The organism is Xanthobacter sp. (assembly GCF_041911315.1).
GTDB classification, from domain to species: Bacteria; Pseudomonadota; Alphaproteobacteria; order Rhizobiales; family Xanthobacteraceae; genus Xanthobacter; species Xanthobacter aminoxidans.
On the sequence record NZ_JAYRPE010000021.1, the window covers coordinates 221,233 to 245,551 of the forward strand.

Consider the following 24,319-nt stretch of genomic DNA (forward strand, 5'->3'; position numbering starts at 1 on the left):
GGTGAGCAGGATGCGGAAGACGGCGCAGAAGTTGGCGGCGATGGCAGTGGCCGCAGGGCTCCTCTCGACGGCTCCCGCTCTTGCGGACAAGGCCGCCGCCGAACGCTGCGCGGCCAAGCTTTCCAACGATGCCCGCGCGATCTACGTGGCCAGCGCGCCCCTGCTGGTGAAGGGCGCCGATGGGCGTGCGGTCGTCACCGAGCAGACCCGCTCGCTGGTGCTCTCCGGCAAGGTGAGCCACCTCACCGCCGCCCAATCGGCTCAGGCGGCCGCCGACTGTCTGGTCCTGCGCTGAGGCATCTCGGAACCGGGCGCGGCGCCGTGTTCGGTTGCCTCGCCCGCGCGGCTTCACTATAGACGAAACGGGCTGCCCGGCAGGGGCTGTCCGGCATTCTGACGGGTTCGAACCATGGTCGCTCGCATCTACAAGCCGTCGCGCAACGCCATGCAGTCCGGCGTGGCGAAGACCAAGCACTGGGTGCTCGATTACGAGCCGGAGCATGCGCGCCGCGTGGAGCCCCTGATGGGCTACACCTCCTCGGCCGACATGCGCAGCCAGATCCACCTGTCCTTCGAGACGAAGGAAGAAGCGGTGGCCTACTGCGAGAAGCGGGGCATCCCGTACCGCGTGTACGAGCCGCATGAGGCCGGGCGCCGCCGCATGGCCTATTCCGACAACTTCGCCTTCAATCGCACCGGCCAGTGGACCCACTGAGCCGGCAGCGTCCCGATCCCCACCGGGAAAGGCGCTTCCGCTGTGCGGCCGCCCGCCGTAAAAGGCGGATCGAGGCCCCGTAGCTCAGCTGGATAGAGCAAGTGCCTTCTAAGCACTAGGTCGCAGGTTCGAGCCCTGCCGGGGTCGCCATGCTCATATTTTTCTCCTTATAATCCAAATTTTTAGTGGCTAAGGTGTCTAGCCTCGGGTGCGGGTTGGACACTTTCTCGTTCCCCCCATTCCGTAGGCCGACGCCATGGCCTGTTCGGCGAGGCGCACTTGGCTGTGCGTCACGTTCCGCTTCGGCGTGGACATCCGCTGGCTGAGGCGCGCGTCGGGCAAGGTGACGGCGGTCGAGACCGGAACGGGTGACATTGCCGGCGATCTCTTCATCGGCGCGCCTGCCGGCTCAGGCTCCGAGCGCCTGCCGCGCCAGCGCCGCCCAATAGGCCGGGCCGATGGCGAGCGCGTCGTCGTTGAAATCGTAGGCGGGATTGTGCAGCGGCTTCGAGGGGCGCGCGCCATCCACACCGAGCCAGACATAGGCGCCGGGACACGCCTGAAGCATGTAGGCGAAGTCCTCCGCCGCCATGGACGGTTCCACGTCGCCCACCCTGCGCGTGATGGCAGGCACATGAGCCCCGGCCGCCAGTGCCACGGGCACCGCATCGGCCCAGTTCACGGTGGCCGGATAGCCTTCAAAATAGTCCAGCTCCGCCTGTGCGCCGTGGCTCGCGGCGATGCCCGGCACCATGCGGGCCATGAGGTCGGCGATGGTCCGGCGCTCCATCTCCCCGAGGCAGCGCACCGTGCCACGCAGGGTGACAAGATCGGGGACGACGTTCCAGGCGTCGCCGCCGTGCATCTGCGTCACGCTCACCACCGCCGGGGCGAGGGGAGAGAGGCGGCGGCTGACGATGGTTTGAAGCGCGAGAACAATTTCAGCCGCCGCCGTGCACGGATCGATGCCGAGATGCGGCATGGCGGCATGGGTGCCCGCGCCGCGGACACGGATCTCGAACGTGTCCATGGAGGCCATGATGGGGCCGGGCCGCGTCGCCAGCGTGCCGAGCGGCAGCCCCGGCCAATTGTGCAGGCCCCACACGCTCTTGCAGGGAAAGGCGGTGAACAGGCCGTCCTCGACCATCCGCCGCCCACCGCCTGCGCATTCTTCGGCCGGCTGGAAGATGAAATGTACCGTGCCGGTGAAATCCCGATCCGCCGCCAGCAGATGCGCCGCGCCGAGCAGCATGGCCACATGCCCGTCATGGCCGCAGGCATGCATGGTGCCGGGCGTGCGCGAGGCATAAGCCACGCCGCTCGCCTCGAGGATCGGCAGCGCGTCCATGTCCGCCCGAAGGCCGATGGCCGGGCCGCCGCCGCGATGGAGCGTGCCCACCACCCCGGTGCCGGCGAGGCCGGTGGTCACCTTGAGGCCGAGGGCTGCCAGCTCGCGCGCCACCACGTCTGCGGTGCGGGTCTCCTCGAACGCGAGTTCGGGAAAGGCATGCAGGTCATGCCTGAGGGCGACGAGGCGGGCTGCGAGGTCCGGGGGGACATGGGTGGTCATGGTGTGCTCGGGGTGGGGGGATATGGCGACAAGGCCCGTGCTCATGCACGGGCCTTGCCGGTGATCGGGATGCGCGGCGGATCAGACCGGCGGGTGCATGAAGAACTGCGCGATGAGCGCCGCACCGAGGAAGGTGCCGGCATTGGCCATCAGCGACACCACCACGATGCGCCAGCCGAGGCGGCGGAAGGTCGGAACGTCCTTGGCGATGGACAGGCCCGCGAAGGCGAGGATGGGGGTTGCGAGGGCGAGGAAGTTGATCTTGCCCGTGAGCGCCGCCACATCGACCGCGACCGGCCCGCCCGGATAGGTCAGCGCCATGCCGATGGCCGAGACCCACACGACCGCCGGCAGGCGACGGCCGGTGACCCCGTAGAGGCCGTAGCCCGCCATCACCACGCCGAGGATGATGGCCATGCCTGCCACCACGTTGCCGTCCACCGGGGTCTTGTAGGTGATGGCGTTGCCGATGAGGCCATAGGCGCCGATCAGCACCCAGCCGGTGATGATGGCGAGGACGCTGAGCTTCATCTCCGCGTGCGGCGCCTCGACCGGAGCGGCATCGGCGGGGATGGCGGCTTTGCGGCTGCGGCCGAGGATGGGCTCCAGCTTGCTGTAGGCCCAGAGCGTGAAGGGCAGCGAGAGGAACAGGGTGAAATAGGTGCCGATGGTGGTGGTGATGAGGTTGCTGGCCGCCGCGAAGGTGGCCACGTCCTTCGCCATCTCCGGCGTCTGCTGCGCGGCGATGGCGCCGGAGGCGGCGGCCATCATGCTGCCGGAGCCGACCCCCGCGCCCATGGCCAGCGCCAGCGGGTTGAAGATGTTCAGGCTGGCGATGAAGCTCGCGAGGATGGCGATGAACACCGCGCCGAACACGGTGCCGGTGATGTATTCCGCCAGCACGCCGCGTCCCTCCGGGCTATCCATGCCGAAGCGCTCGCCGATGATGGCGAGGCTCGGCTCGCGCCCCACAGAGAAGGTGGCGCCGATGGCTTCGCGCTTGATGCCGAGCAGCAGCGCCACCGGCAGGCCGAACACCATGGTGCCGAAGAAGTGGCCGAACTCCTGGAACACCAGCGACCAGCCGGCCGACAGGATCTTCGGCACCGAGCCGCCCACCAGAAGGCCGAGCTTGGCGATGAAGATGAGCAGCGTCGGCTGCAGGAAGGCGGAGGCGAGCCGCTGCTCGCTGACCGACATCTTCAGCACACCTGGCATGCGGGGGGCGGCAAGGCCCAGGGCGGCGCCGCACAGCAGCGCCCACAGCAGCGGCAGCAGCACGATCTTGTTGGAGCCGAGGGGAATGGTGACGTTGCCGATGGTCTCGGCGATGACCACCGCCGCGAGCGCGAACAGGAACAGGCGCACCGGCCCTGCGATGCCCAGCCCTTCGTGCCCTGCATCCGCGGGCGCAAATCCGTTGTCCTGTAGTCCTAAGCCCTTGCTCATGGTGATCCCCTGTGCCTGCGCGGCCGTGTCTGGAAAGGTCGGTGTTTTTCTTGGATGTTCTTTTGGATGATCTTCTTGGATCTCGCGGGCCATGGCGGCAGGGGCCGCCGTGGCATGGTGTCGGTGAGGGCACCGGGACGTCGGGCGGGCGTCAGCCCACGTAGCCGAAGGCGACGCCGGGCGTGCGCGCGGTTTCCACCCACACGCTCTTGGTCTGGGTGTAGGCCATCAGCGCCTCGCGGCCGGACGAGCGGCCGAAGCCGGAGCGGCCGAAGCCGCCGAAGGGCGAGGCCACGTTGATGGTCTTGTAGCCATTGACCCAGAAGGTGCCGGCCCGCACCTCGGCGGCCACCCGGTGGGCGCGGCCCACATCCTGCGTCCACACCGCGCCGGCCAGGCCGTAGGGGGTCGCATTGGCGATGGCGATGGCCTCTTCTTCCGTATCGAAGGGCAGCACCGCCAGCACCGGGCCGAACACCTCCTCGCGGGCGATGTCGGCGGCCGGCGTCACCCCGTCCACGATGGTGGGGGCATAGAAGAAGCCGCCGGTCTCGCGCAGGGCATCGGGGCAGGCGCCGCCGGCCGCGAGCTGGCCACCCGCCGCCACCGCCGCATCCACCATGCCGGAGATCTTGTCCAGTTGGCGCCGGTTGTTGATGGGGCCGATCTGGGTCGCCGGATCGGTGGGCAGGCCGGTGGGAATGCGGCGCGCGGCCTCGGAGAGGCGGGCGACGAACTCGCCATGGAGGGCGCGCTGCACCAGCAGGCGCGAGCCGGCGACACAGCTCTGCCCGGCGCCGCCGAAGATGGCAGCCTGTGCACCGAGAAGGGCGCGGGAGATGTCAGCGTCCGCGAACACGATGTTGGCGGACTTGCCACCCAGCTCCAGCACGCTCGGCACGATGTTGCGGGCCGCCTCGGCGGCAATGCGCGACCCGGCTTCCGCCGAGCCGACGAACACCACGAGGCCGGTCTGGCCATGGGCCACGGCCGCAGCACCGGTGGTGGGGCCGTTGCCGGCGAGCACGCTGACGAGGCCTGCCGGCACGCCTTCTGCGCGGGCGCACAGCATGCCGAGGGCGAGCGAGGTCAGGGGGGTCAGCTCGGACGGCTTCAGCACCACCGCGTTTCCGGCGCAGATGGCGGGCGCGATCTGCCAGCCGGCAGTGAATATGGGCGCGTTCCAGGGCGTGATCTGCACCACGGTGCCGATGGGCTCGTGCCGGGTGTAGTTGAGGTGGGAGGTGGGAACCGGGATCACCTCGCCGTGGAGCTTGTCGCACCAGCCCGCATAATACTCGAACATCTCCGCCACCTTGGCGACCTCGCCGCGGGTGTCGCGGATGGGCTTGCCGGCGGAGAGGGTCTCCAGCTCCGCCAGCGCCTCGGCGTTCTGGCGCACCAGGCGGGCGATCTCCCACATGGCACGGCCGCGCGCGGCGGCGGTCATCTTCCACCACGCCGCCTGCCCGGCGCGGGCGGCATCCATGGCGGCGTCGACGACGCTTTGACCGGCATCGGCATAGCTGGCGATGACGCGGCCGTCGGCGGGATTGGTGAGATCGAGCGCGGCGCCGGTGCCGGGCATAACCTCGCCGGCGACAACGCTGCCAATGCGCCCGTCAGGCAGGAAGCCGCCGAGAAGTGCAGCGACGCGCGGGGCCGCCGGAGAGTGGGGAGTGTCGAGCATCAGACGGCGTCCTTCGTGCGGTAGTCGGCCATGCGGGTGAAGTCGGCCGTGTCGGGAATGGTGTCGCGGGTGGCGCCCCAGATGTCGCCGGCATGGGCGCAGAGCGGCAGGTCCACGGCGCTTTCGGAAGCCAGCTCCAGGGCGAGGCGCACGTCCTTGCGCATCAGCCCGGCGGAGAAGCCGCTGTCGAAGCTGTTGGTGAGGATCCAGCGCGGGAACATCACCTCGCTGACGGCACTGCGGCCGCTGGCGGTGTTCACCACGGCGATAGCTTCCTGCGCGGAGAGGCCGGCACCCTCGGCGAGCCGCATCGCCTCGCCCATGGTCACGAGATGGGCAGCCACCAGCAGGTTGTTGACGAGCTTGGCGATGTTGCCGGCGCCCGAAGGGCCGACGTGGATTGCCTTGGCGGACATGGCGGAGAGCACCGGAAGCGCGAGAGCGAAGTCCGCCTCGGAACCGCCCACCATCATGGTCAGCGTGCCCTGCGCGGCACCGGACGGACCGCCGCTCACCGGGGCATCGAGCAGGCCGTGGCCGACGGTGGCGAGGCGCTCGGCGAGGCGGCGGCTGGTGCCGGGATCGGAGGTGGAGGTGTCGATGACCACGACCTTGCGGTCGCGCCGGTCAAGAAGTCCGCCGGGCGTTGTCACCACGGCTTCCACGTCGCGCGCCAGAGGGAGGGAGCAGACGATGGCGTCGCTGGTGGCCAGCAGATCGGCGAGGGTGGTGAAGCGGATGCCGGCGTCAGCGGCCGCCTGCGCGCGCGCATCGCTGATGTCGGTGGCGCTCACCCTGAAGCCCTTGCCGGCAAGGGTCGCGGCCATGCCGAAGCCCATGTTGCCGAGGCCGATGACGCCGATTGTCTCGATGGTCATGAGAATGTCCGTGGTTAATTTCCACGAGCATCCTCGCGACGGATCGTTGCCACAAGAATGACTTTTCGCACTCTACGTGCGGAAAAAGGCAACGCTCGTCCGGTCGTGCGTTCCGCCGAGATTGCGAGGGCCCGCCCTTGCCCGCGATCCCGCCTCTACGGCACGTTCTGGAAAGCGTGCATGTGCTGGGCGAGATGGTTGAGCAGCCGCCGGGAGGCTTCCGGCAGGCGGCGGCCGGCGCGCAGCAGCAGGTGGCTGCGGGCTTCGGACAGGAGGGCATCACGCAGCGCGATGGCGCGCATGGCGCCGGATGCCACCTCGTCTGCCACCACGAAGTGAGGCAGGAACCCCACGCCCAGCCCCTGCGCGATGAACCGGCGGTGCAGGTCGAAGGAGGCGGTCTCCAGCCGTCCGCCGAGATGGAAGCCTTCGTTCGCCTCCACCCGGCCGATCATCTGGCGCAGGCCGTGGTCGGGCGGAAACAGCGCCACCGGCTCGGCGGCGAAGGTGCGCAGGGGCACCGGCACACCGCCGGACTTCAGCGGATGGTCCGGCGGCACGATGGCGAACAGCGGCTGGCGGGCCGTGACCACGCTGCGCACATCCGGGTGGGCCTGCGGATTGTAGGCCATGCCGATATCCGCATCGCCCTGCGCGATGGCCGCGAGGATGCCATCCGTGGTGCCGAGGGTGATCTTGTATCCAACGCCGCCATAATGCTCGGAAAAGCTGGCGAGACCATGCTCCATCAGGTCGGCGACGAAGCCGCCGCCGCACCAGATGCGCACGGTGCCCTGCTGCACGCCCCGAAGGCGGCTCAGCCGGTCCTCCAGCAACAGGCGTTCGTCGGCCTCGCGCTGGGCATGTTCGGCGACGATTCGGCCGGCCTCCGTCGGCACGACGCCACGCGGCAGACGCTCGATCAGCGGCTGGCCTACCTCGGCCTCCAGATCGATGATCTGCCGGCTCACCGCCGAGGCGGCAACGTTCAGGGTCTCCGCAGCGGCCCGGACCGAGCCGGCGCGGATGACGGCAAGGAGATATCTGAGGGCCCTATCCTGCATCGTCGCACAGTGAGGCATGCAGACGCTTAAAACGAATTGAATGATGATCGCACGCGGGACCGTGTCACGTGGACACCCGTTCCCCGCGCCCTTGCTGCCGTTCTGCCTTTGGCGGTCCGTTCAGCGCGCGGACCGCGCCGCTGACTTTCTCCTCGAAGATGCACTCGCACGGCCACCTGCAGCACCGTGCGGTGTCGGGTCAGGTCGTGGTCGTTGGTCGAGACGCAGGCGGATCCGATGCGCATCAGGAGGGGCGTGAGTGCTGCAAAAATCAGCACTTTTGTGAACGATCGGAGAGCGCCAGGAGCTGCCGTCGGCATCTGCCCGATTGCTGGCATGCAGGCTGGCGACATCCTGCCGGTGTCGGCGGCAGGCAGCGATGCACTCCACAGCCTATGCGCGAGTTTCCGGTTGAAACCTCAATACATACCCGCCAAGATGCCCTTAAAGGTTACGCGCGGAAGAACACCTGTTTCGTAAGGGAAGCCATCTTAATTTCGTGCGATAAATTCTTCTTTGGTTTGGAGAAATCCATGCACAAGAAAATTATGCTGAATTGGCAGGCTAATAATTATTTTGGATGGGGACTGCTTGGTCTGAATATTTTTCAACGCTGGGCGGTCGATCCAGATGTGCAACCATTGATGGGCCGCCCAATCGGACCGGCCGATGTTCAGGCCATGGATCCTTTGCGCATGTTCGCAATGGGTCCCGCCGTGATTAAATCCAATACCTTTCTAGCCGGCTTAATCGCGGACAAGACCGGCGCCGCCGCAAAGGACATCATCGTCGTGAATGGGTTCGGCAATCGGTTCGGCGCGGCGGCGGCGCCTCACTTCAAAGGACGGCGAACAATCGCTCGGTGCGTGTTGGAGGATACGCGTGTAGACAACGCTCGTCAGCTGTTAGCTAGCCACGACGATGTGCTGTGTGCTTCGAACTGGAGTGCAGATATTTTAAGGGCGACGAGTGGAAAGCCAGTGACGATGATCTATGAGGGGATAGATAGCTCACAGTTTTTCCCGGGACCCAAGTCCGGAGTTCTCGACCCAAGTAAATTTTACGTCTTCTCTGGTGGAAAGATCGAGTTTCGAAAAGGACACGATCTGGTATTGTTGGCATTCCGCGAATTTGCGGCACGCCACAAAGAGGCCGTTCTGGTCGCTGCCTGGCATTCCCCCTGGCCAAAGGGCTCTGTGGGCTTTCAGGGTAAGCTGAAAGCCCCGCTTCGAATGGATGCCAGAGGCGTGCTGGATGTGAAGCGATGGGTTATTGAGAACGGGGTCGATGAGAGCCAGTTTCTAGAATTGCCACCGACACCCAACCCATTGATCCCATCAATTTTACGCGAAATGGACTGCGCAGTACAGGTATCGCGATGCGAGGCCGCCACAAATCTCCCCGCGAAGGAAGCGATGGCTTGTGGGATTCCGGTGATACTCGCCAATAACACGGGCGCCCGTGACTTGGTTGGCAACAAAAATTGTGTCGCTCTGAGCGCTCAGGCTCCCGTCGCGTCGAACTCAGTCGGCACAGAAGGTTGGGGAGAAAGCAGTGTAGAGGAAATTGTCGCTGCCCTAGAGATGTTGTTTACCGATAGTGAATCCCGAAAGCGAATTGGAGCCCGTGGAGCTCAGTGGATCATGGATGAAGAGCGCACTTGGGGCCACCATGCGGCCGCCCTGAAGTCATATCTTCTCTCTTAAATTATTGTGTCTGATGATGAATTCAAGGTGAAGTTTTTTAAATTATCCACCGCCACTGTTACTGTTGACGTTGCTCCCAATTTTTATCCGGCGTCACGTTCGTTCTGGCGGGTGGATTTGGCCTGCTCGGCCGGGTGAGCGGCGGAATACCGCTGGCGGATTCCGGCCGGCCGCCTTCGCTGGGTGGCGAACAGGCTACTATTTGGCGCTGGCGCCAGCGTTGTACTGGTAGTTGCCCTCAAGCTGGTCGAGAACGACGGTATTGGGTGGGTTGGAGTCGGCGGTGGCCGTCAGAACCATCTCGTTGTCCAGCTTGCGTGATCTGAACTGCCATCCGGTCGGCAAGGTCAGTCGCTCGCCCAGGGTGGGCAGGTTTTCGATGGTGTTCTTGGGGTCGATCTTCAGGGACAGACTGAACATGGTGTAGACGGCGCCCTCGGGCGTGATCAGCTCGTACACCGTTTGGCCCGCATTGAAGATCATGGAGCTGGTCCGTTTCGAGACCATCGGCCTGTAGGGCGGCAGGGATCCGGAAACGAACTTTTCCAAGCTCGGGACTTCGAACACGCCGTCCAGGTTCAAGGGAATCCCGGCGATCACTCTCTGCTTGCAGCCTTCCCAGGACATCCCGGTTACAGTGTTCGCCACCAGACGCCGCGGGCCATTGAAGAAGACCCCGTCGCCCCCGTAATCCTTCCTGAGGGTCTCCGCATCCAGAGCGCGGAAGCGCACGTCCATCGCGTCGTTGGGCTCGGGAAGCGCGTTGCCGAGCGAGTTGAAATAGTTGCCGATCCCGCCACCGTCGGGCTGCCGGAACATGAACAGAATTTCGTAGAAGGCCCGGCCGCGCCAGTTCTCAGCCTTGATCGGGCAGGGATCGGTCAAATTGACCATCGGTTTGGATTGCGCCTGTGCCGTGGGGGGACAGGCGATCGCAGCGGCCAGCGCTGCGGCGGCGAAGACGCCAGGCAACACGCCGTGAATTCGCTTCATGATCGGTCCTTTCGGCTGGCCGTTAGGGAGCCCGCGACTTCCACGGTGGATTCGTAGCAGACCTGAACACTCTTGGCAGGTTTATAGACCCCTCGTTCCCGATGGTCGGTCCATTTTTACAACAGTACCGTCGTCGATCCCTTGCTGCGGATCAAGACGCTCAGCGTTCCGTTTCGCGCCAACACTGGTCCAGGCGCCGATTTTCAAGCTGAACATCGATGGTGTTGAGCCGCACAATTCCGGCTTGCTGCTCGAGTCTCACAGCGGCGCCACGATACCTCTGGGCGACAGCCTCTTGCCTGACCTCTTCAAGGACGGCGTGGCGCGGTCGCGCGCGGCGGTCGAAAGCCGTGAACGAGGCCCGGCCGCCGAGGTGGCCCGGTTCGCCGCCCATGCTACCGCTGCCTTGCGTGTGGCACATCCGTGCCCTGCACGTTGTGCGGTGCAACAATTATTCTTCTGAGGCTACGCTCTTTCTGCCGCAGTGCAGCAAGGGCTCAAGAGATGCAGACCGTCGTCGCAATCATGCTGATCGGCTCCGTGGTCATGGTCGCCATCGCCGCGCTGGATCAGCCCAACGGCTGACCGCGCAGCGGGACCGACTGGAGCTTACATGCGGCCGGCGATGGTGCCGTCTGTCGCGTGAAGCGCGCGCTCGGGCACCTTCCCGGCAGCGGCGCGCAGGCGGGGGAGGATGTCCTCGGCGCGGTCGGCCGTGAGCATCTCCACCGGCGTGTCCGAGCGGATGAAGCCGGCGCCGCGCATGTGATCCACCAGCGTCACGAACGGATCCCAGAAGCCCGCCGTGTTGAGGATCAGGATCGGCTTCTTGTGCCGGCCGAGCTGGGCCCAGGTGAGCTGCTCCACCAGTTCCTCCAGTGTGCCGACGCCGCCGGGCAGGGCCACGAAGGCATCCGCCCGCTCGAACATCAGCCGCTTACGCTCGTGCATGTCCTCCACGACGATCATCTCCGCCTCGTGGGCGAAAGCGCGCTCGCGGGTCATGAGGAAGCGGGGGATGATGCCGGTGACGGCGCCGCCGGCCAGCGCCACCGCGCTCGCCACTTCGCCCATCAGCCCGATGCCGCCGCCGCCATAGACGAGGCGCACGCCCTCGGCGGCAAGGATGCGCCCGAAACGCCGGGCTTCTTCGGCAAACACCGGATCGCCGCCGGTGGCGGAGCCGCAATACACACATACGCTGTCGATTCTGGCCATGCGCGCACTTTACCAAACTTGGCGGCCGGTAGGGCAGGCCGCCCGAGGGCGAATAGAGCGCGAATAGTGCGCACCCGCGACGGCGGCGTGACGCGGGCGGGGGCAAAGAGCTTGTTCGATGGTCATTCATCGTCTATCGTCGATAAACGATGAATGTGCCCGCCTTCCCAACCCCGGACCCCGCCGCTGCCGATGAAACCGGCACCGCAAGGGCCGATCTCGCGGCAAGACTCCGCGCGCTCGCCCATCCGGCACGGCTCGCCATGCTGGAGACTTTGGCGGGGCAGGAGCGGTGCGTGTGCGGCGAGATCGTGAAGGCGCTGCCCCTTGCGCAGTCCACCGTCTCGCAACATCTGAAGGTTCTCCTCGATGCCGGGCTGATCCGCGGCCGCACCGAGGGACAGCGATCCAGCTACTGCCTCGACACGGCGGCGCTCGATGCGCTGGCTGAAGAGATCGATGCGCTGTTCAAGGCGCTCCGCCGTCCGTCGGGCTGCTGTGCACCCGGCGCACCGGACCAAAGTTAGGCCATCATGTCCCAATCCAAGAAGCCCGCAGCCCGGCGGGCCGCCGTTTCCTCCGACGCCATGTTCTCCACCCTGCGGGGCCTGTGGCCCTATCTGTGGCCGGCCGACCGGGCGGACCTGCGCGCGCGCGTGGTCGTCACCTTCGTCCTGCTCTTCGCCTCCAAGGGTGCCACCATGGCGGTGCCCTTCCTGTTCAAATGGGCGACTGACGCCCTGACCGCCGAGGTGGCCGCCGGCAAGACCGCGACGCCGGATGTCGGCTTCTGGGCCCTCGTCATCGGTGCCCCGGTGGCGCTGACGCTGGCCTACGGGCTCGGGCGCATCCTCATGGCGGGCGTCACCCAGCTGCGCGACGGCCTGTTCGCCAAGGTGGCGCTCAATGCCGTGCGCCGGCTCGCCATGGAGACCTTCGAGCACATGCACGCCTTGTCCCTGCGCTTCCATCTGGAGCGCAAGACGGGCGGGCTGACGCGCGTTCTGGAGCGGGCGCGCTCGGGCATCGAGACCATCGTGCGCATGCTGGCGCTGCAACTGGCGCCGACCATCGTCGAATTGGTGATGGTGCTCGGCGTGCTGCTGTTCGCATTCGACTGGCGGTATGTGGCGGTCGTCTCGGCGACGGTGGTGCTCTATTCCCTGTTCACCTATGTCGCCAGCGAGTGGCGCCTCGCCATCCGCAAGGAGATGAACGAGAGCGACACCGACGCCAACACCAAGGCCATCGACAGCCTGCTCAACTACGAGACGGTGAAGTACTTCGGCGCCGAACGTTGGGAGACGGCCCGCTACGACCGCTCCATGGCGCGCTACGAGAAGGCGACGGTGAACACCTATACCTCGCTGGCGTGGCTGAACGCCGGGCAGGCGCTCATCTTCTCCATCGGCCTCGCGGCGGTGATGGTGATGTGCGTGCTGGACATCCGCGCCGGGCGGCAGACGGTAGGCTCCTTCGTCATGGTCAACGCCATGATGATCCAGTTCTACATCCCGTTGAATTTCCTCGGCTTCATCTATCGCGAGATCAAGCAGGCCATCGTCGATATCGAGGCCATGTTCGCCGTGCTGCAAGTGGCTCCGGAAGTCACCGACCGCCCCGGCGCGCCGGACCTCGTGGTCTCTGGCGGCACGGTGCGGTTCGAGAACGTGCGCTTTTCCTATGACGAAGGGCGTGAAATCCTGAAGGGGATCACCTTCGAGGTGCCGGCGGGGCGCACGGTGGCCATCGTCGGGCCTTCGGGGGCGGGCAAGTCCACGCTCTCGCGCCTGCTGTTCCGCTTCTACGATGTCTCCGGCGGCCGCATCACCATCGACGGGCAGGATCTCAGGGACATCTCGCAGGAGAGCCTGCGCGCCGCCATCGGCATGGTCCCGCAGGACACGGTGCTGTTCAACGACACCATCGCCTACAACATCCGCTACGGCCGCCCGGCGGCGAGCGAGGCCGAGGTGGAGGAGGCGGCGCGGCTCGCCCGCATCGACGGCTTCATCCGCGCCACGCCCAAGGGCTTCAAGACCGAGGTGGGCGAGCGCGGCCTCAAGCTTTCCGGCGGCGAGAAGCAGCGCGTGGCCATCGCCCGCACGCTGCTGAAGGCGCCGCCCATCCTGGTGCTGGACGAGGCAACCTCGGCGCTGGACAGCCACACCGAGAAGGAAATCCAGGACGCGCTCGATCGCGTGTCCGAGGGGCGCACCACGCTGGTCATCGCCCACCGCCTCTCCACCGTGGTCAGCGCGGACGAGATCCTCGTCCTCGCCGACGGCAAGGTCGCCGAGCGTGGCTGCCATGCGGAGTTGCTGGCCAAGGGCGGGCTCTATGCCGCCCTGTGGAACCGCCAGCGGGAGGCGGAGGACGCCGCCGCGGTCCTCGCCCGTGCGCAGGCCGAGGAGGCGCTGGATATCCTCCCCGCCCGCCATTCCGACGAGGAGGGCATGGACGAGGAGCGGGTGAGCGCAGTGGGCTGAGCCGCGCCTCCCTCGCACTCAGCGCGGCTGGTTGAAGGCCCAGAGCACGCCGAACGGGTCGCGCACCTGCGCATAGCGGGCACCCCAGAACATGTCTTCCGGCGGCATCACCGGCGTCGCGCCGGCTTCCACCGCGCGGGCGAAGGAGGCATCCGTGTCGCCCACATGCAGCGAGAGGTTGAAGCCTCCGAGTTTTTCCACGGGGCCGGAGCAGTATTCCGGATAGGGATCGGCCAGCATCACCGACGAGCCGTTGATGTAGAGATGGACGTGCATGGTGCGCCCGCTCTCGTCCGGCGGCATGGCGAAGGCGAGTTCGGCCCCCAGCGCCTTGCGGTAGAAATCGGCGGCCTTCATGGCGCCCTCTACCGTCAGATAGGCCGTGACGCCGCCCTTCACCGGGGGCATGGCGGCGGGATCGATGGACGGCATGGTGGTCTCGGCAGTGTCGGACATGCGTTCCTCCTCCGGCGCCGGAGCGCGCCTGTTGTGATGACGGGCGGGCGGCGCCGATCCCGACAGCCTGCCCGCATTTTTCCTCAGGCCTGTGACTGGATGAGATCGATCTGCGCGCGGATGTGCTCCGCCTCCGCCGGGGTGCTGGCCAGCGCGATGGCCCTATCGAAGGCGCTGCGCGCCTCCTGATGCCGGCCCAGCTCCAGCAGGAAGGCACCGCGGGCACCGAAGAAATGGAAATAGCCGGAGAGCTGCGGCGCCAGCGGCTCGATCATGGCGAGCGCCGCTTCCGCGCCCTTCACCTTGTTCACCGCCACCGCCCGGTTGAGCGTCACCACCGGGGAGGGCTGGATATATTCCAGCGCCGCATAGAGCGCGTCGATCTGCGCCCAGTCGGTCTCCTCCGGCGTCGTCGCGCGGGCATGAAGGCCGGCGACGGCCGCCTGGATCTGGTAGGCGCCGGGGCGGCGGTGGCGCATGGCCTTGTCGATGAGCGCCAGCCCTTCGGCGATGCGCTCGCGGTCCCATTTCGAGCGGTCCTGCCGATCGAGCAGGATGGCCCGGCCATCCGCATCGAAGCGGGCGGCGGCGCGGGCGTGCTGGAGCAGCATAAGAGCCACCAGCCCCATGATCTCCGGCTCGGTGGGGAAGAGCCGCAGCAGCAGCCGGCCGAGGCGGATGGCGTCGTCGCACAGGCCCGCGCGGCTGGGCTCCCCGCCGGCCGAATAGCCTTCGTTGAAGACGAGATAGACCATGGCGGCCACCGTCCCCAGCCGCTCAGCGCGCTCCACCGGGCCGGGGGCCTCGAACGGCACGTCGGCGCGGGCGATGCGGCCCTTGGCGCGGGTGATGCGCTGCTCCATGGCGGCCTCGCTGACGAGGAAGGCGCGGGCAATCTCCTTCACCGTGAGGCCGGAGACGATGCGCAGGGCGAGCGCGATCTGCTGCGTCGCCGGCAGTTCCGGATGGCAGCAGATGAAGAGCAGGCGCAGCACGTCGTCGCGATAGTGGGAATTGTCCAGCCGCTCGGCCAGGGGCGCCTCGGCGTCGTCGAGGTCGGAGAGCTGGTCGTCCGGGGGCAGGGGATCATGCTTCGCCCGCTTGCGCACGCCGTCGAGGGCGGCGTTGCGGCCCACGAGGATGAGCCAGGCGGCGGGATCGCGCGGCGGGCCGTTCACCGGCCAGGTGCGCAGCGCGCGCAGGCAGGCTTCCTGAAACGCCTCCTCGGCGGTGTCGAGATCACGAAAATAGCGCAGCAGCGCGGCCACCGCCTGCGGCCGGGCGGCGGTCAGGGTGCCGTTGATCCAGTCCGGGTCGGTGAGGGCGGGGGTGGTCATGTGCCGGTCTTCTGGTCCGTGCGCTGGTCGGGGAAGAAGGCGCGAACCGGGCGAATCTCATAGGTGCCGCCGGGATTGACCGTCGCGAGGTCCCTGGCGATGGCGAGCACGTCGTCGAGGTCGGCGGCATCCACGAGGTAGAACCCCAGCAACTGCTCCTTGGTCTCGGCGAAGGGACCGTCGATGACGAGGGGCCCCTCCTGCGTCTTGCGCAGGGTGGTGGCGGCGGTGGTCGGCAGGAGGCGGAGCGATGCGCCCATCTTTCCCGCTTTGGTGAGCCGCTCCTGCACCGCCGCGATCTTGGCCATCACGGCGTCGTCCTGCTCCTGGCTCCAGGAACAGACCACGTCTTCTTCATGGTAACAGAGGATAGCGTACATCATGGCTGGGGCTCCCTGGCGTCACGACGAGGACGCACGAGTATGACCACGGCCGACAAAGCGGGGCAAAATCTGCGCGGGGACAGGCGAGAGCTGAGCTGCACGCGCGCTTGACGGCGCCGATGCCCGCTTATAGGCCGGACACATGACCTCGCGCGCCTTCATCGCCGGCTGTGCCGGCCCGAACCTTTCGGCCACCGAGCGCAGCTTCTTCCGGGATGCGGAGCCCTGGGGCTTCATCCTGTTCGCCCGCAACGTGGCGGACCCCGACCAGGTGCGCGCGCTGGTCGCCGACCTGCGCGAGGCGGTGGGCTGGGTGGCGCCGGTGCTCATCGACCAGGAAGGCGGCCGCGTGCAGCGCCTGCGCCCGCCGCACTGGACCGATGATCCTCCCGCCGAGGCGTTCGGCAACCTGTACCTCTCCGATCCGACAGCGGCGCTGGAGGCGGTGCGGCTCAATTCGCGGGCCATCGCGGCGGACCTCTACGCCCTCGGCATCGACGTGGATTGCCTGCCCTGCGCGGACCTGCGCCATCCCGATGGCCACGGCATCATCGGCAATCGCGCCTATGGCACCGAGCCCATCGCGGTGGCGGCGCTGGCGCGGGCGGCGGCGGTGGGGCTGATGGAGGGCGGCGTGCTGCCCGTCCTGAAGCACATCCCCGGCCATGGTCGCGCGCCGGTGGACAGCCACGAGAAGCTGCCCGTCGTTACCGCCAGGCGGGGCGAACTGGAGGGCATGGATTTCGCCGCCTTCCGTGACTTGTCCGACCTGCCCCTCGGCATGACCGCCCATGTGGTCTATGCCGACATCGACCCGGACCGCCCCGCCACCACCTCCCCGGTGGTGCTCTCCGAGGTGGTGCGCGGCTCCATCGGCTTCGACGGCATGCTGATGAGCGACGATCTCTCCATGGGCGCGCTCGCCGGCACCATGGAAACCCGTGGCCGTGATGCGCTGGCGGCGGGCTGCGACATGCTCCTCCACTGCAACGGCAAGATGGAGGAGATGGAGAAGGTGGCCGCCTCCGCGCCCGTGCTCACCGGCGAGGCCTATGCGCGTGCCGCCAAGGCGCTGGCCCTGCGGGTGACGCCTGATCCGGTGGATGCGAAGGAATTGCGTGCCGTCGTGGCGGCCCAGCTCAAGATGGTGGGCTGACCCGTGACGGGGCCGACCTCAGGCGAGTCCGGTCCGGACGCCTTCGAGATCGGCACCGATCGCGCTCCGGCCACGTCCGACGAGACGTTCGTGGTGGACGTGGACGGCTTCGAGGGGCCGCTCGACCTGCTCCTCGCGCTGGCGCGGACACAGAAGGTCGATCTCTCCAGAATTTCCATCCTCGCCCTTGCCGACCAGTACCTCGCCTTCATCGAGGAGGCCCGGCGCGGCCGGCTGGAGCTGGCTGCCGACTATCTGGTGATGGCGGCGTGGCTCGCTTACCTGAAATCGCGACTGCTGCTGCCGGCTCCACCGCAGGAGGAGGGGCCGAGCGCGGAGGAGATGGCGGCCGCCTTCGCCCGGCGCCTGAGGCATCTGGAGCGCATCCGCCGCGCCGCCGCGCAATTGATGGCGCGCCCGCAGATGGGTCGCGACGCCTTCGCTCGCGCCCTGCCGCCGCCCTCGAAAGAGCCGCTCTACACGGTTTATACGGCCACCATCTACGACCTGCTCTCCGCCTATGCCCGCCAGCGCCAGACCAAGGCGCTGTCCCACGTCACGCTCAAGACGCGCACCGTCTGGTCCCTCGCCGAGGCCCGCGCCCGGCTGGAACGGCTGCTCGGGGCGGAGGTGGTGGGCGAATGGATGCGGCTGGACCAATTCCTGCTAGATTACATGACGACGCCCGAGCAGCGGGCGACTGCGCTCGCGTCGAGCTTCTCGGCCAGCCTGGAGATGGTGCGGGAGGGGATGCTGGATATCCGCCAGGATGCCCCCTTCGCTCCCCTGTGGCTGCGTCCGCGACCCGCGGTGGAGCCGGAGCCGCTGCTGCCGTTCGACGCGCCCGATGCGGCGCCCGGAGAGGAGAGATGACCCGTCCCGTTCCGCGCATCGACCTGTTCGACGTGCGTCCGGAGGACGAGCGCGCCTATGCCTTTGCGCGCGATCTGAGGGCCATCGAGGCGCTGCTGTTCACCTCGCCGCTGCCGGTGGACGCCAAGGCCATGAAGCCGCACCTCTCCGCCGACGCCGACATTGCCGCTCTGATGGAGGCCCTGACCGCCGATTACGTCCGGCGCGGCGTTAACATCGTGCGGGCCGCCGGAGGCTGGATGCTGCGCACGGCGCCGGACCTTGCCCGCGTCGTCGCCGGGCCGGTGCCGGAGGCGCGCAAGCTCTCGCGTGCGGCCATCGAAGTGCTGGCTATCGTCGCCTACCACCAGCCCGTCACCCGCGCCGAAATCGAGGAGATTCGCGGCGTCTCTACCTCCAAGGGCACGCTGGACGTGCTGCTGGAGACCGGATGGGTGCGCCTGCGCGGCCGTCGCAAGGCGCCGGGCCGGCCCGTGACCTACGGCACGACGCCGGCCTTCCTTGTGCAGTTCGGCCTCGATGCGGTGCAGGATCTGCCGGGGCTCGACGAACTGAAGGGCGCCGGCCTCATCGACGGGCGCATCCCCGCCGGCTTCGCCATTCCGCTGCCGTCCGACGATCCGGGCCTGCGCGAGGACGAGGAGGCACTGGAGCCGGACATGCTGGATTTCCACCTCTCGCCCCCGCCGGAGGATGAGGGGCCGGGCGCGGCCGCGCCCGAAGATGATGGCGACGCGTGAGGAGGCGGTTCTGGCTGACGAGATCGAGACCCTGGGCATGACCCGCAGCCGCACCCCTGCCGCCTTCGCCAAGGGCCTCTCCTTCGAGGCCGTTGAACTCGCTTATGGCGACGTCGCCGCTGTGCGCGGGGTGAGCCTCGCCGTGGAGCCGGGGGAGGTGCTGTGTCTGCTCGGCCAGTCCGGCTGCGGCAAGACCTCGCTGCTGCGCCTCGCGGCGGGCATCGAGCAGCCGGACGCGGGCCGAATCCTCATCGACGGCGAGGTGGTGGCGGGGCAGGGGGCTTTCGTGCCGCCGGAGCGGCGCGGGGTGGGGCTGGTGTTCCAGGACTACGCCCTGTTCCCGCACCTTACCAACCTTGAGAACGTGATGTTCGGCCTCAACGGCCTGAAGCGCACCGAGGCGATGCGGGAGGCGCGGCTGGCGCTGGCGCGGGTGGACCTCGCCGACCTCGCCGATGTTTATCCCCACGAATTGTCCGGCGGACAGCAGCAGCGCGTGGCGCTGGCCCGCGCCATGGCGCCGCGGCCGGGCATCCTGCTGCTGGACGAGCCCGTCTCCGGCCGTGATCGCCGCCTGCGCGACCAGGTGCGGGCGGACACGCTCGCGGTGCTGCGCGAGGCCAAGGCGACGGTCATCATCGTCACCCACGATCCCGAGGAGGCGATGCGCCTCGCCGACCGCATCGCCTTGCTGCGCAAGGGCGAACTGGTGCAGCTCGGCGCGCCGGCCGAACTCTACCGTCACCCGGCGGACCTCGGCGTGGCGCGATTCTTCTGCGAGCTGAACGAGATCGAGACCAGAATCGTCGGCGGCATGGCGGACACGCCCATCGGCCGGTTCGCGGCATCGGAGCTGCCCGAGGGACCGGCCATCGTCGCCATCCGCCCGCAGGGCATTGCGCTCGCGCCGGCCGGGCGCGGCGTGCCGGGTCGGGTGCTTGAGCGGCGCTTTCTGGGCGAGCTTGATCTCGTGGAAGTGATCGCGGACGGGCTGGAGCGCCCGCTGGTGCTGCGCCTCCGGGACGCGGGAAACGTGAAGAAGGGCGACGAGACGGGGCTTCTGGTCGATCCCGGTGAAGTCCTTGTTTTCGCCGCGGGCGGAGCCTAGTGTCGCCGTCCGAATGGCTCTGCGGCCTGCCGCTGGGGCACAAAGAATATCCTTGGAGGATGGTTAGATGGGTTCGATGAGCATCTGGCACTGGATCGTGGTGCTGGCCGTGGTGCTCCTCCTGTTCGGTCGCGGCAAGATCTCCGATCTGATGGGCGACGTGGCGAAGGGCATCAAGTCCTTCAAGAAGGGCATGGCCGACGACGACGAGCCGGTGAAGGCTCCCCCGGCCGCTCCCGAGGCGCCGCGTCCGCTGCCGCACCAGACGTCGAGCGCCCCCGAAGCCGAGAAGAAGCCCGTCTGACGGACCTCTGCCTCTAACTCTTGAAGAGGGCGGCGGCACCACCGCCGGACAGACGGGCTCATGTTCGATATCGGCTGGTCCGAGCTGATGCTGATCGGCATTGTCGCGCTGATTGTCATCGGTCCCAAGGAGCTGCCTACGGTGCTGCGCACCGTGGGACGCACCGTCACGAAGCTGCGCCGCATGGCCGGCGAGTTCCAGGGGCAGTTCCAGGAGGCGCTGCGCGAAGCGGACCTTGCCGACATGCGCAAGGAAATCAGCGACGTCACCGAGACCGCCCGCTCCACCCTCGCCACGTCCGACATGTTCGATCCGCTGCGCTCCATCCGCGAGGAGATTCGCTCCACGGTGGAGGGCGCGAACCCGACCCCGCCGGCTCCCGCGACCCCGGCGGCGTTGCCGGACCTGCCCCCACCCGTGGAACTGCCCGACCCCATGGCCGCCATCCGCGCCGAAATCCGCCGCTCCGTGGAGGCCGCCGTGCCCCCCGCGCCGGTTGTGCCGTCTGCCGTAGCCGTTGAGCCGGCTCCCGAGAGTCTTCTCGTCGCTGGTGAGACCATGCCCGCCGTGGGCGAGACCAAGAGCGCGTGATGAGCGATCAGGACGAGATCGACGCCTCCAAGGCCCCGCTCATCGAGCACCTGATCGAGCTGCGTTCGCGCCTCATCAAGTCGCTGGTGGCGTTCCTCGTGGCCTTCATCGCCTGCTTCATGCTGGCGAAGCAGATCTACAACATCCTGTTGTGGCCCTATGAGTTCGCCTCCGGCTTCGGCACCGGGGTGAAGCTGATCTACACGGCACCGCAGGAGTTTTTGTTCACCCAGATCAAGCTCGGCATGTTCGGCGCTGCCTTCATCTCCTTCCCGGTGGTGGCGACGCAGGTCTACATGTTCGTGGCGCCCGGGCTCTACAAGCATGAGAAGGCGGCCTTCCGGCCCTATCTCATCGCCACGCCCATCTGTTTCCTCATCGGCGCGGCCTTCGTCTATTTCGTCGCCATGCCGCTGGCCATGACCTACTTCCTCGGCATGCAGCAGGTGGGCGGCGACGGGAAGGCCGAGATTTCCCTGCTGCCGCGGGTCTCCGAATACCTTTCGCTGATCACGACGCTGATTCTGGCCTTCGGCATCTGCTTCCAGCTTCCGGTCATCCTCACCCTGCTCGGGCAGATCGGCGTGGTGACGCGGGATATGCTGGTGAAGGCGCGGCGCTATGCCATCGTCGGCGTGTTCGTGCTCGCCGCGGTGCTGACGCCGCCGGATGTCATCAGCCAGCTCTCCCTTGCCCTGCCGACGCTGCTTCTCTACGAGGTGTCCGTCTATCTGGTGGGCGTCGTCGAGAAGCGTCGGCTGATAGCGGAAGCGGCGCGCAACGCAGCCGACGCCGCGACAGCGGACTGACGGCGGGGCCTTCCCGGATTATTGGAATTCTTGGGCGCGGACGGGTCTTCTCCCGATCCGTCATGGCCGGGCTTGTCCCGGCCATCCACGTGGAGCGGCCGGGCGCGACTGGTGATCGCCGGCGCTGTCGGCCCGACGTGGATGCCCGGCACGAGGCCGGGCATGACGGCTGGAGAGGTTCGCTCGCACCTGTCAGAGGCGGAGCTTGCCATGCACGACATCAAATGGATTCGGGACGAGCCGGCCGGCCTGATCGACGCCCTCGCGCGGCGCGGCAACCGCTCCGACGAAGCCAAGGCGGCAGCGGAAGCCCTTGTTGCCAAGCTCCTCGACCTCGACACCCGGCGCCGCGAGACGCTGACCAAGCTCGAAACCCTGCTCGCCCGCCGCAACGCCGCCTCCAAGGAGATCGGGCAGGCGAAGGCCAAGAAGGACGAAGCCACTGCTTCGGCCCTCATGGCCGAAGTGGCGAAGCTGAAGGAAGACGTGCCGGCGCTTGAGGCGGAAGCCAAAAGCATCGAGGCGGAGCTCAACGGCGAACTCGCCGCCATCCCCAACGCCCCCCTCGCCGAGGTGCCGCAGGGCGCCGACGAGCACGACAATGTGGAAAAGAGCCGCTTCGGCGCGCCCCGCACCTACAGCTTCACCCCGAAGCAGCATTTCGAGGTGGGCGAAGGCCTCGGCCAGATGGATTTCGAAACCGCCGCCAAGCTCTCCGGCGCGCGCTTCGTGGTGAACAAGGGCCCGTTGGCGCGGCTGGAGCGGGCGCTGGGGCAGTTCTTCCTCGATGTGCACACGGGTGAGCACGGGTACATGGAGGTCAATCCTCCATTGCTTGTGCGTGACGATGCAATGTTTGGGACGGCGCAGCTACCGAAGTTTGAAGAAGATCAGTTTTTTGCCGCAGATGGTTTCCGTATTCAACAGACAAAAAAAGAAGTCCTCAATGCTCTCAATCGAGAAGGGCTTGTGAATTACGGATCACTGGCAGATCTTTTTCGGAAAAAAACGGAGTACGAGCGCCTAATTGATGCGTACGCGAAGGCTGAGTCGGAACTCATAGCTTTAGAATCTGAACGTCGCTGGCTCATCCCCACTGCCGAAGTCCCGCTGACCAACCTCGTGCGCGAATCCATCCTCTCCGAGGAAGAACTCCCCATGCGCCTCACCGCCTGCACGCCCTGCTTCCGGGCCGAGGCGGGCGCGGCGGGGCGGGATACCAGGGGGATGATCCGCCAGCACCAGTTCACCAAGGTGGAGCTGGTCTCCATCACCACGCCGGAGAAGTCCGCCGAGGAGCACGAGCGCATGCTCGCCTGCGCCGAGGCGGTGCTGAAGAAGCTGGACCTCGCCTATCGTGTGGTCACGCTCTGCACCGGCGACATGGGCTTCGCCTCGCAGAAGACCTACGACATCGAGGTCTGGCTGCCGGGGCAGAACGCCTATCGCGAAATCTCCTCCTGCTCCGTCTGCGGCGATTTCCAGGCCCGGCGCATGAATGCCCGCTACCGCCCGGCGGAGGGGAAAGGCCCGCGCTACGTCCACACGCTCAACGGCTCGGGTGTGGCGGTCGGCCGCGCCCTTGTCGCGGTGCTGGAGACGTACCAGCAGGAGAACGGCTCCGTAGCCGTGCCGGACGCGCTGCTGCCCTATATGGGCGGGCTGAAGATGATCGAGAAGCTGAAGTAGTTGGCTTTCCCCTCTCCCCACGAAGTCGGCTATTGCCGACTTCGCCCTTAAGTGAGCCGAACGCGGCAACAGCCGTGTTCGGGCGGGAGAGGGTGGATCGCGGCGCAGCCGCGAGACGGGTGAGGGGTGTCGCCGGCGGTTCACGCACCAGACGTTGCTTACCCCTCACCCCCGGCCCCTCTCCCGCAAGGGGAGAGGGGAGCAGCGGTTGTGCCGCAACGAGGATTTTGCCATGCGCATTCTGGTCACCAATGACGACGGCATCCACGCGCCGGGCCTCGACAGCTGCGCGGCCATCGCGCGCACCTTCACGGACGACGTGTGGGTGGTGGCACCGGAGTTCGACCAGTCGGGCGTCGCCCATTCGCTGTCCCTCTCCGACCCGTTGCGGCTGCGGCAGGTGGAGGAGCGGCGCTATGCGGTGAAGGGCACGCCCACCGATTGCGTCATCATGGCGGTGCGGCATCTTCTCATCGACAACCCCCCCGACCTCGTGCTCTCCGGCGTCAATCGCGGCCAGAACATCGCCGAGGACGTGAGTTATTCCGGTACCGTCGCTGGCGCCATCGAGGGGACGATCCTCGGTATTCCCTCCATCGCGCTGTCGCAGGCCTTCGGGATGCGCACGCGGGAAAATCCGAATTTCGTCACCGCCGAGACCCACGCGCCGCGCATCATCCAGATGCTGCTGGACGAGGGCATTCCCCCCGGCATCGTCATGAACGTGAACTTCCCGGACCGCGCGCCAGAGGAGATCACCGGCATCGCCGCCACCGCCCAGGGCAAGCGCGACCAGCGCCTGATGCGCATCGACGAGCGCCGCGATGGCCGCAACAACCCCTATTACTGGATCGCCTTCGAGCGCCGCATCTACGAGACCTCCCCCGGCACGGACCTGCGCGCGCTGGACGAAGGCCGCATCTCGGTCACGCCGCTGCGCCTCGACCAGACCGACGAGCCCTGGATGACCCGCCTCGCGCTGCTGTTCGACGGGAAGTAGGGGGCGGGGAGGCGGCAGCCCACCCTGCCTTTTCAACAGCTGCGTGAACCAACAGGCCCCGCGTTTGCATTCGACGGGGCGGCAGCTATAGTCCCGCCGCT

General features: G+C 67.2%; 23 protein-coding genes, 1 tRNA gene and 1 pseudogene. 15 read left to right on the forward strand and 10 right to left on the reverse strand.

Features of this window, described 5'->3' with window-relative positions; genetic code table 11:
- Window positions 1–40: 40 nt before the first annotated feature.
- From ACE3QW_RS08090 to ACE3QW_RS08100, 3 genes are all read left to right on the forward strand, one after another.
- A complete protein-coding gene (locus ACE3QW_RS08090; RefSeq protein ID WP_024279282.1) occupies window positions 41–295 on the forward strand; it encodes a hypothetical protein in 255 nt (84 codons plus the stop codon).
- Between the two features lie 114 nt (window positions 296–409).
- Window positions 410–715: an ETC complex I subunit gene (locus ACE3QW_RS08095; RefSeq protein ID WP_024279281.1), complete on the forward strand. Its 306-nt coding sequence runs from the start codon at window positions 410–412 to the stop codon at window positions 713–715.
- A gap of 73 nt (window positions 716–788) precedes the next feature.
- A tRNA-Arg gene (locus ACE3QW_RS08100) sits at window positions 789–865 on the forward strand.
- A gap of 259 nt (window positions 866–1,124) precedes the next feature.
- Here ACE3QW_RS08100 and ACE3QW_RS08105 read toward each other — a convergent pair.
- The 5 genes and pseudogenes from ACE3QW_RS08105 to ACE3QW_RS08125 all read right to left on the reverse strand — a co-directional run bounded on the left by ACE3QW_RS08105 (window position 1,125) and on the right by ACE3QW_RS08125 (window position 7,366).
- Window positions 1,125–2,285: a M20 aminoacylase family protein gene (locus ACE3QW_RS08105; RefSeq protein ID WP_374251255.1), complete on the reverse strand. Its 1,161-nt coding sequence runs from the start codon at window positions 2,283–2,285 to the stop codon at window positions 1,125–1,127.
- 81 nt (window positions 2,286–2,366) lie between these two features.
- Window positions 2,367–3,734 carry a DUF3100 domain-containing protein gene (locus tag ACE3QW_RS08110; RefSeq protein WP_374251122.1) on the reverse strand — a complete coding sequence of 456 codons (1,368 nt, stop codon included), beginning with the start codon at window positions 3,732–3,734 and terminating at the stop codon, window positions 2,367–2,369.
- A 151-nt stretch (window positions 3,735–3,885) separates the two neighbouring features.
- Entirely contained in the window at window positions 3,886–5,424 is a 1,539-nt protein-coding gene (locus tag ACE3QW_RS08115) for an aldehyde dehydrogenase family protein (protein ID WP_374251123.1), read from the reverse strand.
- A pseudogene (locus ACE3QW_RS08120) lies at window positions 5,424–6,311 on the reverse strand (NAD(P)-dependent oxidoreductase); the annotation flags it as partial. The gene ACE3QW_RS08115 and the pseudogene ACE3QW_RS08120, both read right to left, overlap by 1 nt.
- 146 nt (window positions 6,312–6,457) lie before the next feature.
- The gene (locus ACE3QW_RS08125; protein ID WP_374251124.1) at window positions 6,458–7,366 is read right to left on the reverse strand and encodes a LysR family transcriptional regulator; all 909 of its coding nucleotides are present in this window, start codon (window positions 7,364–7,366) and stop codon (window positions 6,458–6,460) included.
- A 395-nt stretch (window positions 7,367–7,761) separates the two neighbouring features.
- Here ACE3QW_RS08125 and ACE3QW_RS08130 point away from each other — a divergent pair, with 395 nt between their 5' ends.
- Complete coding sequence (locus ACE3QW_RS08130) at window positions 7,762–9,072, forward strand: glycosyltransferase family 4 protein (RefSeq protein ID WP_374251125.1); 1,311 nt, start codon at window positions 7,762–7,764, stop codon at window positions 9,070–9,072.
- Window positions 9,073–9,270: 198 nt separating this feature from the next.
- On the opposite strand, the gene ACE3QW_RS08135 is transcribed toward ACE3QW_RS08130, so the two are convergent.
- Together ACE3QW_RS08135 and ACE3QW_RS08140 are read right to left on the reverse strand one after the other, a co-directional pair.
- Window positions 9,271–10,065, reverse strand: a complete 795-nt coding sequence (locus tag ACE3QW_RS08135) for a hypothetical protein (protein WP_374251127.1) — start codon at window positions 10,063–10,065, stop codon at window positions 9,271–9,273.
- 609 nt (window positions 10,066–10,674) lie between these two features.
- Complete coding sequence (locus tag ACE3QW_RS08140) at window positions 10,675–11,283, reverse strand: TIGR00730 family Rossman fold protein (protein ID WP_374251129.1); 609 nt, start codon at window positions 11,281–11,283, stop codon at window positions 10,675–10,677.
- 149 nt (window positions 11,284–11,432) lie between these two features.
- Between ACE3QW_RS08140 and ACE3QW_RS08145 the strand changes: the two genes are divergently transcribed.
- Together ACE3QW_RS08145 and ACE3QW_RS08150 are read left to right on the forward strand one after the other, a co-directional pair.
- Window positions 11,433–11,810: an ArsR/SmtB family transcription factor gene (locus ACE3QW_RS08145; protein ID WP_374251130.1), complete on the forward strand. Its 378-nt coding sequence runs from the start codon at window positions 11,433–11,435 to the stop codon at window positions 11,808–11,810.
- A gap of 6 nt (window positions 11,811–11,816) precedes the next feature.
- Window positions 11,817–13,772, forward strand: coding sequence for an ABC transporter ATP-binding protein/permease (locus tag ACE3QW_RS08150; RefSeq protein WP_374251132.1), 1,956 nt, complete (start codon window positions 11,817–11,819; stop codon window positions 13,770–13,772).
- Window positions 13,773–13,790: 18 nt separating this feature from the next.
- Here ACE3QW_RS08150 and ACE3QW_RS08155 read toward each other — a convergent pair whose 3' ends face one another.
- The 3 genes from ACE3QW_RS08155 to ACE3QW_RS08165 all read right to left on the reverse strand — a co-directional run bounded on the left by ACE3QW_RS08155 (window position 13,791) and on the right by ACE3QW_RS08165 (window position 15,948).
- On the reverse strand, window positions 13,791–14,228 hold the full coding sequence (locus ACE3QW_RS08155) for a VOC family protein (RefSeq protein WP_374251133.1): 438 nt from the start codon (window positions 14,226–14,228) through the stop codon (window positions 13,791–13,793).
- Between the two features lie 83 nt (window positions 14,229–14,311).
- The gene (locus ACE3QW_RS08160) at window positions 14,312–15,565 is read right to left on the reverse strand and encodes an RNA polymerase sigma factor (RefSeq protein ID WP_374251134.1); all 1,254 of its coding nucleotides are present in this window, start codon (window positions 15,563–15,565) and stop codon (window positions 14,312–14,314) included.
- Window positions 15,562–15,948, reverse strand: coding sequence for a YciI family protein (locus ACE3QW_RS08165; RefSeq protein WP_029558306.1), 387 nt, complete (start codon window positions 15,946–15,948; stop codon window positions 15,562–15,564). Before ACE3QW_RS08165 ends, ACE3QW_RS08160 begins: the two co-directional genes overlap by 4 nt.
- Before the next feature lie 142 nt (window positions 15,949–16,090).
- Here ACE3QW_RS08165 and nagZ point away from each other — a divergent pair, with 142 nt between their 5' ends.
- From nagZ to surE, 9 genes are all read left to right on the forward strand, one after another.
- Window positions 16,091–17,104, forward strand: coding sequence for a beta-N-acetylhexosaminidase (gene nagZ, locus ACE3QW_RS08170; RefSeq protein ID WP_374251135.1), 1,014 nt, complete (start codon window positions 16,091–16,093; stop codon window positions 17,102–17,104).
- A gap of 3 nt (window positions 17,105–17,107) precedes the next feature.
- Window positions 17,108–17,977 (forward strand): ScpA family protein, encoded by an 870-nt coding sequence (locus ACE3QW_RS08175; RefSeq protein WP_374251136.1) that lies wholly within the window; start codon window positions 17,108–17,110, stop codon window positions 17,975–17,977.
- Window positions 17,974–18,717 (forward strand): SMC-Scp complex subunit ScpB, encoded by a 744-nt coding sequence (gene scpB / locus ACE3QW_RS08180; RefSeq protein ID WP_374251138.1) that lies wholly within the window; start codon window positions 17,974–17,976, stop codon window positions 18,715–18,717. The genes ACE3QW_RS08175 and scpB overlap by 4 nt, the downstream gene beginning before the upstream one ends.
- A complete protein-coding gene (locus tag ACE3QW_RS08185) occupies window positions 18,704–19,825 on the forward strand; it encodes an ABC transporter ATP-binding protein (RefSeq protein WP_374251256.1) in 1,122 nt (373 codons plus the stop codon). Before scpB ends, ACE3QW_RS08185 begins: the two co-directional genes overlap by 14 nt.
- 67 nt (window positions 19,826–19,892) lie before the next feature.
- The gene (locus ACE3QW_RS08190) at window positions 19,893–20,129 is read left to right on the forward strand and encodes a twin-arginine translocase TatA/TatE family subunit (RefSeq protein WP_024279268.1); all 237 of its coding nucleotides are present in this window, start codon (window positions 19,893–19,895) and stop codon (window positions 20,127–20,129) included.
- Between the two features lie 60 nt (window positions 20,130–20,189).
- Complete coding sequence (gene tatB, locus ACE3QW_RS08195) at window positions 20,190–20,720, forward strand: Sec-independent protein translocase protein TatB (RefSeq protein ID WP_374251140.1); 531 nt, start codon at window positions 20,190–20,192, stop codon at window positions 20,718–20,720.
- Entirely contained in the window at window positions 20,720–21,529 is an 810-nt protein-coding gene (gene tatC, locus ACE3QW_RS08200) for a twin-arginine translocase subunit TatC (protein WP_250166015.1), read from the forward strand. Before tatB ends, tatC begins: the two co-directional genes overlap by 1 nt.
- A gap of 210 nt (window positions 21,530–21,739) precedes the next feature.
- Complete coding sequence (gene serS, locus ACE3QW_RS08205; RefSeq protein ID WP_374251141.1) at window positions 21,740–23,218, forward strand: serine--tRNA ligase; 1,479 nt, start codon at window positions 21,740–21,742, stop codon at window positions 23,216–23,218.
- Between the two features lie 232 nt (window positions 23,219–23,450).
- Window positions 23,451–24,218, forward strand: a complete 768-nt coding sequence (surE, locus tag ACE3QW_RS08210; RefSeq protein WP_029558315.1) for a 5'/3'-nucleotidase SurE — start codon at window positions 23,451–23,453, stop codon at window positions 24,216–24,218.
- Window positions 24,219–24,319 lie beyond the last annotated feature (101 nt).